We start from the raw sequence: 9590 nt of genomic DNA on the forward strand, positions 1-9590 counted from the left end.
CTGCTCGAAGCTGAACCGCACCAGCCGAGGAAAGCAGGAGGCATACGGGTCCAGATCGCGAAGCTGCCGGCAACCCGCCGGCGCCAAGAAGTCCCCGGAGGGACCAGGCTCGCGAGCGCAATCCGGACGAAGAGTTTCAACCGTGGCGCGGAACTGTTCCGGGCCGCGACGGTCAGGGTTTGCCCATCGGCGGCCGGGCCAAGGCAAAAGAGAGAGGGTTCATCATGCTGATCTCCCAGATCCTCGACGACGCCGAGACGATCCGCGTCGTCGCCCGCAACGGCGGCAAGACCCGGATTATCAACGGCGCCCGCAGCGTCTATTCGCTGGCGATGGAGGCGGCGCGCACCGGCACCGGCCTCGTGGCGCTGATCGAGCGCAAGGGTTTCGGCGAAACCATCGATCTCGATGCCGTTTACAAGAAAGGACGGCTGGTCTCGCCGATCAACCATCCGGATCCGGCGCATCTGCATCTCACCGGTACGGGACTTACGCATCTCGGCTCCGCCGCGACGCGCGATTCCATGCACAGGAAGCTCAGCGCCGACGGTGAGGAGCAGCTCACCGATTCCATGAAGATGTTCCGCATGGGGCTGGAAGGGGGCAAGCCTCCAAAGGGCCAGGTCGGCGTGCAGCCGGAGTGGTTCTACAAGGGCAACGGCACGATGGCAGTGGCGCCGGGCGCGGCGCTGATGTCGCCCGCTTTCGCGCAGGATGCCGGCGAGGAGCCGGAGATCGCCGGCATCTACGTCATCGGCGACGACGGCGCGCCGTTCCGTGTCGGCTTCACCCTGTCGAACGAGTTCTCGGACCATGTGACGGAGCGGGTGAACTACCTGTTCCTCGCCCACTCCAAGCTGCGCAACGCCTCGTTCGGGCCGGAGATCCTGATCGGCGACCTGCCGGCCGACATCAGGGGCTCCTCGCGCATCTGGCGCGACGGCAAGCTGCTTTGGGAAAAGCCGTTCCTGTCGGGCGAGGCGAACATGTCGCATACCATCGCCAATCTCGAGCATCACCACTTCAAATACTCGGCCTTCCGCCAGCCGGGCGACGTGCATGTCCACATGTTCGGCACCGCGACGCTCTCCTTCGCTGACGGCGTCAAGACCGAGGCGGGCGACACTTTCGAGATCGAGGCGAAGGATTTCGGCCTGCCGCTGCGCAACCCGCTCGAGATCGAGAAGCCGGTGAAGGTGGCGGTCAAGGCGCTTTGAGCGCATTCTCCTTCTCCCCTTGTGGGAGAAGGTGGCCTCGCGAAGCGAGGTCGGATGAGGGGTGCTCCAGCTTGGCAAAGACGGGTGATCCGTCACCTACCCCTCATCCGTCTCGGCGCTGCGCACCGATCCACCTTCTCCCACAAGGGGAGAAGGCGGAGGGCGCACAACCTCAGTAGATATCGAAGTCGAAATACTTCGCCTGGATCTTCTTGTAGGTGCCGTCGGCGACGATGGCGTCTATTGCCGCGTTGAGCTTGTCGCGAAGTGCAGTGTCGTCCAGGCGCACGGCGATGCCGGCTTCGGTCTCGGTGCCCTTGACGTCACCGACCAGCTTGCAGCAGCCGTCGCTCGCCTTCTTCAGCCAGTCCACCAGCACGAACTTGTCCGAAATGACGGCGTCGAGCCGGCCGTTCTGGAGATCGGTAATCGCCTCCTCCTGGGTCGGATAGAGCTTGGCCTCGGCGCCGGCCTTACCATAAACGTCCTGGGCGAAGTCGGCCTGAGTGGTCGAGGCCTGGGCGCCCACCGTCTTGCCGGCGAGCGCGGCCGGTTCGGTCGAGGTGAGTTCGCTGTCCTTCGGCGCGACCAGCGCAAGCGGCGTCGTATAGTATTTGTGGGTGAAGGCGACCTGCTTCTTGCGCTCCTCGGTGATGCTCATCGAAGCGATAATGGCGTCGAATTTCTTGGCCTGGAGGGCCGGAATGATGCCGTCCCAGTCCTGGGTGACGATCTCGCATTCGACCTTCATTTGCGCGCACAGCGCGTTGGCGATGTCGATGTCGAAGCCCTCGACCTTGCCGTCCGGCGTGATGGTGTTGAACGGCGGATAGGCGCCCTCGGTGCCGATCTTGATCTTTTCCGCGGCCTGCGCCGACAGGGCGCCGGCGCCGAGCGCCAGCATGGCGGCAGCGGCCGCCGACAGGATCCATCTCGAAATCCGCATTGTCTTCTTCCCCTTCATTTCCGTCACCTTGACGGGCTGGGCACAGCCAAGCATGCCGCGTGGGGCCGGGCAAGCGGAGTCTAACGATGACGATGGATCAGCGCGCGGCGCGGAAATGCTTGGAGAGCTTCAGGCCCTGCGCCTGGTAGTTCGAGCCGAGATCGGTGCCGTAAAGCGCCTGTGGCCGCTTCAGCATGTGTTCGTAAACCAGACGGCCGACGATCTGGCCGTGGTCGAGGATGAACGGCACCTCGTGGCTGCGCACTTCGAGCACCGCCCGGCTGCCGGTGCCGCCGGCCGCCGAATGGCCGAAGCCCGGATCGAAGAAGCCGGCATAGTGGACGCGGAATTCGCCGACCAGCGGATCGAAGGGCGTCATCTCGGCGGCGTAGAGCGGCGGCACATGCACCGCCTCGCGGCTGACCAGGATGTAGAATTCGTCTGGATCGAGCACCAATTCTCCGGCGCCGCTCTTGTAGAGCGGCTCCCAGAAATCGACGACGTCCTGCGCGGCCCGCTTGTCGACATCGACGAGGCCGGTATGGTGCTTGCCGCGATAGCCGACCAGCCCGTCCTTGTCGCCGTCGAGATCGATCGAGAGCGCGATGCCACCGCCGGAAATGTTGGGCGGCTCGGTGGCGACCAGCGTCTCGCCATGGTGGAGCTCGCGCAACTCGCTCTCCGACAGCAGTGCATTGCCGGTGCGGAAACGGATTTGCGACAGCCGGGATCCGGCACGCACGACGATCGGGAAGGTGCGCGGGCTGACCTCGAGGTAGAGCGGCCCGGCATAGCCGGCAGCGATCTTGTCGAACTCGTGACCGCGGTCGGTCATCACCCGGGTGAAGATGTCGAGCCGCCCGGTCGAGCTTTTCGGATTGGCCGAGGCAGAGACATTCGCCGGCAATGCCAGGCTCTCCAGCAGCGGCACGATGTAGACGCAGCCCGTCTCCAGCACAGCGCCGTCAGCGAGATTGATCTCGTGCAGCTTCAGCCGGTCGAGCTTGTCGGCCACCAGATGATCGGGGCCGGGCAGGAAGGAGGCGCGCACGCGGAAAGCCTTGTCGCCCAGCCTGAGGTCGAGGCTGGCCGGCTGGATCTGGTCGGCATCGAGGGCGCGCGGCGACTTCAGCGCGCCGGACTGGAACAGCGCGGAAATGTCCTGATCGGGAAGAATGCCTGTCTGCCGCAAAGCTGGCTCCGCTCCAAGGCCGCTGGTACAAACCTCTTAATGAAGCCGGCAATTGACGCAAGCGCGGTGCGGGTCTAAAGGGTCGTTATCCCGTGGTGATTTGGCCGGTCGGCTTGCAGCCACGTTAAACAAGTCGCTAAAGGACCGTCGGGCCGCAAGGCCGTATGGACCGGTTGCGACTTTTCGCGGCCGGTTTTTTTGTATCTGGAAGTAGAGCGATGACCAAGAAGCGTGACTGGAAGCCTCAGACGGCACTCGTGCATGGCGGAACGCTGCGTTCCGGCTTCGGCGAGACAGCCGAGGCGATGTACCTCACCCAAGGCTATGTCTATGAGACGGCGCAGGCGGCGGAGGCCCGCTTCAAGGGCGAGGAACCAGGCTTCATCTATTCGCGCTACGCCAACCCGACGGTCGACATGTTCGAAAAACGCATGTGCGCGCTGGAAGGTGCGGAGGACGCGCGCGCGACCTCCTCCGGCATGGCCGCGGTGACGGCGGCACTACTGTGCAGCGCCAGGGCCGGCGACCATATCGTGGCGGCGCGCGCGCTGTTCGGCTCCTGCCGCTGGGTGGTCGAGACGCTGGCGCCGAAATACGGCATCGAGGCGACGCTGGTCGACGGCACCGACATCGCCAACTGGGAAAAGGCGGTGAAGCCCAACACCAAGCTGTTCTTCCTGGAAAGCCCGACCAACCCGACGCTGGAAGTGGTCGATATCGCCGCCGTCGCGGCACTCGCCAATTCGATCGGCGCCAGACTGATCGTCGACAATGTCTTCGCCACGCCCCTGCAGCAGAAGCCCTTGCAGCTCGGTGCCCATATTGTGGTCTATTCGGCGACCAAGCACATCGACGGCCAGGGGCGCTGCCTCGGTGGCGTCATCCTGTCGGACAAGAAGTGGATCGACGAGAACCTGCACGACTATTTCCGCCATACCGGCCCCAGCCTGTCGCCGTTCAACGCCTGGACGCTGCTGAAGGGCCTGGAGACGCTGCCGCTGCGGGTGCGCCAGCAGACCGAAAGCGCCGGCAAGATCGCCGACTTCCTCGCCGAACGGCCGGAGATCGCCCGCGTCATCTATCCGGGCCGGGCCGACCACCCGCAGGCCGAGATCGTCAGGAAGCAGATGTCGGGCGGCTCGACGCTGATCTGCCTCGACGTCAAGGGCGGCAAGCAGGCGGCCTTCGCCTTCCAGAACGCCCTCGACATCGTGCTGATCTCCAATAATCTCGGCGACGCCAAGAGCCTGATCACCCACCCGGCGACGACCACGCACAAGAACCTCAGCGACGAAGCGCGCGCCGAGCTCGGCATCGGCCCGGGCACGCTCCGGCTCTCGGTCGGCCTGGAGGACACGGACGACCTGCTCGCCGATGTCGAGCAGGCACTGAAGGCGGCGAAATAGGGGACCTGGGCGAAGGCCCCGGTCAGGCACTCGAGGGCGTCTCTTCCAGTTCGGCCACCTTGGTGCCGATGGTCATGGCGTTGCCGCGCCAGTCGACGGCGCCGCCCAGCCAACCGCGCGCCCATATCGCCGGCAGCATCGCGTCGCGCGCGATCATGGCGGCGACGATGCGCGGCGACAGGTACCAGCCCTTGGCCGAGGCGAGCGCGCATTCCGGCAGATAGGCGAGCGCCAGCACGCAAAGCGCCGTGGCCGGCAGGCTGATGCCCGCGTGAGCCGCCGCAAACAGCGCCAGCAGCAGCGGCAGCGCCGCGCCGGTCATGATCTCCGGCGCGAAGAACAGCGGGAAGGTGACGCGGCGCAGCCGCGCCCAGCGCGCCTGGCGCGACCAGATCTCGCCGAGCCGGCGCTCGCCCAGCGGCTGTTCGAAGGGCGAGGCAACGAGATGGACGCGAAGGCCGAGCCCGTTGACCAGCTTGGTCGCCGCGGCGTCCTCGGCGATCTCGGCGGCAAGCGCGCGGATGCCGCCATTGGCGTCGAGCATGGGCTTGTTCCACAGCATGCTCTTGCCCTGGGCAAAGCCGAGGCCAAGCGCCTCGCCGGCATATTGCCAGCGCGCCTGCAGCGTGTTGAGGAAGGCGCATTCGACCTCCGCCCAGAAGCCGTCCGGCCGCGAGCCGATCGGCGTCGAGCAGACGAGGCCACTGTCCGACCGCCAGGCTGCCATCAGATGCTGAATATAGTCGTGCCGCATCAGCACGTTGGAATCGGCGAGGATCACCCAGTGATGGCGCGCCGCCTCCCAGCCCTTGACGCAATTGTTGAGCTTCGGATTGGCGCTGACGCGGTCGTCGCCGACCAGCAGCCGGGCGGGCACCTTGGGAAACCGGGCAATCGCCCGGTTTATCAGCTTGGCCACCGGATCGTCGGCATGGGCGACGCAGAAGATCAGTTCGTAACGCGGCCAGTCGAGCGTGAAAGCGCGCTGGAGCGTCTCCTCGGTGAACGGCTCGACGCCGCGCGCGGGAATGACGATCGAGACCGGCGCCGTCCTGCCGGCGGGCGGCGCCGCGCCGCGCGGCGGTTTCAGCCTCAAAGCCGCGAGCAGGATGCTGGTGAGATTGGCGAGGAGCAAGGCTATCGAAAGCAGAGCGGCGGCTATGGCGATCAGTTCCATCGAGGTCTGGTCACTCCGGAAAAGCCGGCTGGGAATGGCCGTCTTGAACAGGTCGACAGAGCGATGAGTCGCCCGGCACGGTCTGCGCACACCATCATTGTCGTGTGTCACTTAAATGACATTGTTTGCCGGCACGTGCGCATAAGGACGGAAGGGATGGGCATCACGCATCGTTGACCTGATAGCGGAGCGAGCCGAAAGTTCCCGAACTGTTTGGAGCAGCTCATGTATCGCGCCGTCACGCGCAAGATCGAAGTGCAGGTCAGGCCGTTCTATCTGGAGGATCGCTCCGATCCGTCGGAGAATCGCTATGTCTGGGGCTATCACGTGACCATCGACAACCAGTCGGACGAGTTCGTGCAGTTGCTGTCGCGCTATTGGCATATCACCGACGGCAGCGGCCGTGTCGAGGAGGTGCGCGGCGCCGGCGTCGTTGGCGACCAGCCCGAGCTCAATCCCGGCGACAGTTACCAGTACACCTCCGGCTGCCCGCTTTCGACGCCGTCGGGCATCATGGTCGGCCACTACACGATGCGCAACAAGCAGGGCGAGACGTTCGACGTCGCCATACCGGCTTTCTCGCTCGACCTGCCAGGCACGCGACGGACGGTGAACTAGTGGCCGCCTACTCCCTTGGCGCCGGCACACCGGCGTGCGAGCGTCAAAGCAACTTTGCTTCCCATTGATCAAGGGAGGCTGCCATGCGCCAGGCAGCGACTTGATGCACAAAATTGAAACAGGGCTGTTTCTGGGCCGGCTGCCGTTCGCCAGCGTTGGACAAGGACCGGAAAGGCTTCTCATCATCAACGGCGGTCAGGGGTTCATGATGAAACCCTGTCCATCCAGACTGGAAAAGGACGCCAGACGGCTCATCCATATCCTTCCACCCGGCACGAGCTTTGTGCTGATTGGCTACGATCCCGCTCCCAAAGCCGATCTATCGCTCGAGGGCATGGCCAGAGACATCGCGGAGATCATCGACGCTGACTTCAAGAAGCCAGCGAAGTTGATGGGTATTTCCTATGGCGGCGTTGTCGCAACGCAGGTGACCGCACGCTATCCAGACCTGGTAGGCAGGCTGGTCCTGCTGGCGAGTGCGCATGGCTTTTCGGCCGATGGAAAAGAGCGGCTCAAGAGACAGATCCAATTCGCAAAAGCCGAACAATTTCACGCGCTTTTGGAGGAATTCACAACGGCGTTTCGGCGGCCGTGGCTGAACCTTCTTTTGCGTTTTCGACTGAGGTTCGAAGGACGCAGCCTGATTGCCCGGATGGGAGCGCCAAGGACGATTGTGCGCTATCTCGAGGCAATGCTCGACAACGATGTGGCCTACGAAGGCCTCCGCGATATCTCGGCGAGGACCTTGATCCTCGGCGGTGAAAGGGACCAGTTTTTCGGCGGGATGATGGAAGCCACCGCGAGTGCAATCAGCGGAGCGAAGCTCACACTGCTCGCGGGAGAAACCCATATGGCTCCAGTCGAACGAGCGTCAGAGGTCCGCAGGCACCTCGAAGAATTTATTAGAAGCTGAAATCGGTGCGGCGGCCAAGCGCAGTCAAAAAGGACGCCCGACAATGCAGGCTATGTATCCTCTCCCCCGGTGGGAGAGAGGATAGATTGCGGTGCGGCTTGTCAGAAGGCGAGCCTACTGCGCGGCGAACTCCGTCGGATCGAAGTCGTACTGCGTCGAGCAGAACTCGCAGGCGACGTGGATGCCGCCATCCTCGGTGCTGTCCTTGATCTCCTCGGCGGAGAAGCCCGCGAGGATGCCGCGGATCTTCTCGCGCGAGCACGAGCACTGGTCGGCAACCGGCACGCCGCCGAACACGCGTACGCCGTGCTCGTGAAACAGCCGGTAGAGCAGCCGCTCGGCGCCGACCGTCGGATCGATCAGCTCGGTCGGCTCGATGGTGCCGAGCAGCGCCAGCAACTCCTGCCAGGAGTTGTCGGCCGGATCATGCACCGCCTCGCGCGGATCGCCATCGCCGCCGGAAATGTCCGGCACGCGCATGCGTTCCGGCGCCTTCGGCAGGAATTGCGCCAGAAGACCGCCGGCGCGCCACTGCTCACGGGCGCCTCGGGGACCGGGCGTCACCAGCTTGGCCACCGACAGCCTGATGTCGGTGGGGATCTGCTCCGACTGGCGGAAATAGGTGCGCGCGGCCTCTTCCAGCGAGGAGCCGTCGAGCTGGACGATGCCCTGATAGCGCTGCGTGTGGACGCCTTGGTCGATGGTCAGCGCCAGCACGCCGTTGCCGAGCAGCGTCTGCTGCGAGACCTCGCCGGCGGCGGTCAGCACCTGCAGCCGATCGGCATCGAAGCGCGCATAGCCGCGCAGCGCATGCGGGGTGGAGAAATCCGCCACCAGCATATCGACCGGCCCGTCGGTTCGGGTCTGCAGGATGAACTTGCCTTCGAACTTGAGCGAAGTGCCGAGCAGCACCGTCAGCACGCAGGCTTCCGCCAGCAGGCGGGCGACCGGTTCCGGATAATCGTGGCGGGCAAGAATGGCGTCGAGCATCGGCCCGAGCTGCACGGTGCGGCCACGCACGTCGAGCGGGGCGACCTCGAACGGCACGACATGGTCGTCGCCGGCATAGCCGAATTCGCCGAGTTGCGGGTGATGTTTAGTCACTTGACGGGTTTCCAACATGACAAAGCTCCGGGGCGCGGCCATACCGCCCATCTGGGGGCATGCGTCCAAACGCGCTCGATTTGCGTGATGCGCCGCAGATAGGCATCACACCTCCGGAGATCAAGCTCCCAGACACCAGGCCAAAACCGCCTTCTGGGCGTGCAGCCGGTTCTCGGCCTCGTCGAACACCACCGAATGCGGTCCGTCGATGACCTCGTCGGTCACCTCCTCGCCGCGATGCGCCGGCAGGCAGTGCATGAACAGCGCGTCCGGCTTCGCCTTCGCCATCAGCGCCGCATTGACCTGGTAAGGCAGGAAAACGTTGTGGCCGCGCGCGCGATGCTCCTGGCCCATCGACACCCAGCAGTCGGTGACGATGCAGTCTGCCTGGTGGACAGCTTCCTCGGCCGAGCGGGTGAAATTCAGCTTGCCGCCATTGGCCTTCGACCAGTCGATGTGCTTCTCATCCGGCTCGCTGCCTTCCGGCACAGCGACGTTGAGGTTGAAACGAAACCGCGCCGAGGCCTCGAGCAGCGAATGCAGCACATTGTTGCCGTCGCCGGTCCAGGCGAAGGTCTTGCCGGCCACCGGACCGCGATGCTCCTCGAAGGTCATGATGTCGGCCATCAGCTGGCAGGGATGGGTGTCGTCGGTCAGCCCGTTGATAACCGGAACGGTGGCGTTCTCGGTCAGCTCCAGCAGCCGCTCATGCGAGGTGGTGCGGATCATGATAGCGTCGACATAGCGCGACAGCACCTTGGCCGTGTCGGCGATGGTCTCGGAACGGCCGAGCTGCATCTCGGTGCCGGTCAGCATGATGGTCTCGCCGCCAAGCTGGCGCATGCCGACGTCGAAGGACACGCGCGTGCGGGTCGAGGGCTTGTCGAAGATCATCGCCAGCACCTTGCCCTCGAGCGGCTTGGTGCGCTCGCCGGCCTTGAGCCTGGCCTTTCGCACCACCGCGTCGTCAAGCATGAAGCGCAGATCGCCTTCGGAAACGGCGGAGAGGTCGGTGAA

At 64.6% G+C, this 9590-nt stretch carries 9 protein-coding genes and 1 riboswitch; of the genes, 4 read left to right on the top strand and 5 right to left on the bottom strand.

Translation table 11 applies throughout. The features are described from left to right. Positions 1–224: 224 nt before the first annotated feature. The gene (gene araD1, locus EN742_RS13365; RefSeq protein ID WP_126056586.1) at positions 225–1217 is read left to right on the top strand and encodes an AraD1 family protein; all 993 of its coding nucleotides are present in this window, start codon (positions 225–227) and stop codon (positions 1215–1217) included. Between the two features lie 172 nt (positions 1218–1389). Here araD1 and EN742_RS13370 read toward each other — a convergent pair whose 3' ends face one another. After that, complete coding sequence (locus tag EN742_RS13370) at positions 1390–2163, bottom strand: ABC transporter substrate-binding protein (RefSeq protein WP_126056587.1); 774 nt, start codon at positions 2161–2163, stop codon at positions 1390–1392. A gap of 97 nt (positions 2164–2260) precedes the next feature. Further along, positions 2261–3355 carry a 2'-deoxycytidine 5'-triphosphate deaminase gene (locus EN742_RS13375; protein ID WP_127407202.1) on the bottom strand — a complete coding sequence of 365 codons (1095 nt, stop codon included), beginning with the start codon at positions 3353–3355 and terminating at the stop codon, positions 2261–2263. 82 nt (positions 3356–3437) lie between these two features. After that, positions 3438–3515: riboswitch (SAM riboswitch) on the top strand. A gap of 58 nt (positions 3516–3573) precedes the next feature. Between EN742_RS13375 and EN742_RS13380 the strand changes: the two genes are divergently transcribed. Then, a complete protein-coding gene (locus EN742_RS13380) occupies positions 3574–4761 on the top strand; it encodes an O-succinylhomoserine sulfhydrylase (RefSeq protein WP_126056589.1) in 1188 nt (395 codons plus the stop codon). 22 nt (positions 4762–4783) lie between these two features. Here EN742_RS13380 and EN742_RS13385 read toward each other — a convergent pair whose 3' ends face one another. Then, a complete protein-coding gene (locus EN742_RS13385) occupies positions 4784–5938 on the bottom strand; it encodes a ceramide glucosyltransferase (RefSeq protein ID WP_127399738.1) in 1155 nt (384 codons plus the stop codon). 225 nt (positions 5939–6163) lie between these two features. Here EN742_RS13385 and apaG point away from each other — a divergent pair, with 225 nt between their 5' ends. Together apaG and EN742_RS13395 are read left to right on the top strand one after the other, a co-directional pair. Next, the gene (gene apaG, locus EN742_RS13390) at positions 6164–6556 is read left to right on the top strand and encodes a Co2+/Mg2+ efflux protein ApaG (RefSeq protein ID WP_126056590.1); all 393 of its coding nucleotides are present in this window, start codon (positions 6164–6166) and stop codon (positions 6554–6556) included. A 103-nt stretch (positions 6557–6659) separates the two neighbouring features. Next, the gene (locus EN742_RS13395) at positions 6660–7469 is read left to right on the top strand and encodes an alpha/beta hydrolase (protein ID WP_127406541.1); all 810 of its coding nucleotides are present in this window, start codon (positions 6660–6662) and stop codon (positions 7467–7469) included. Between the two features lie 114 nt (positions 7470–7583). Here EN742_RS13395 and EN742_RS13400 read toward each other — a convergent pair whose 3' ends face one another. Further along, complete coding sequence (locus tag EN742_RS13400; RefSeq protein ID WP_126056592.1) at positions 7584–8615, bottom strand: Hsp33 family molecular chaperone; 1032 nt, start codon at positions 8613–8615, stop codon at positions 7584–7586. A 78-nt stretch (positions 8616–8693) separates the two neighbouring features. Next, positions 8694–9590, bottom strand: an 897-nt coding sequence (argF, locus tag EN742_RS13405; protein WP_245492315.1) for an ornithine carbamoyltransferase, incomplete at its 5' end; no start/stop codon positions are given.

This window comes from Mesorhizobium sp. M4A.F.Ca.ET.020.02.1.1, from assembly GCF_004022645.1.
Classification (GTDB): Bacteria; Pseudomonadota; Alphaproteobacteria; order Rhizobiales; family Rhizobiaceae; genus Mesorhizobium.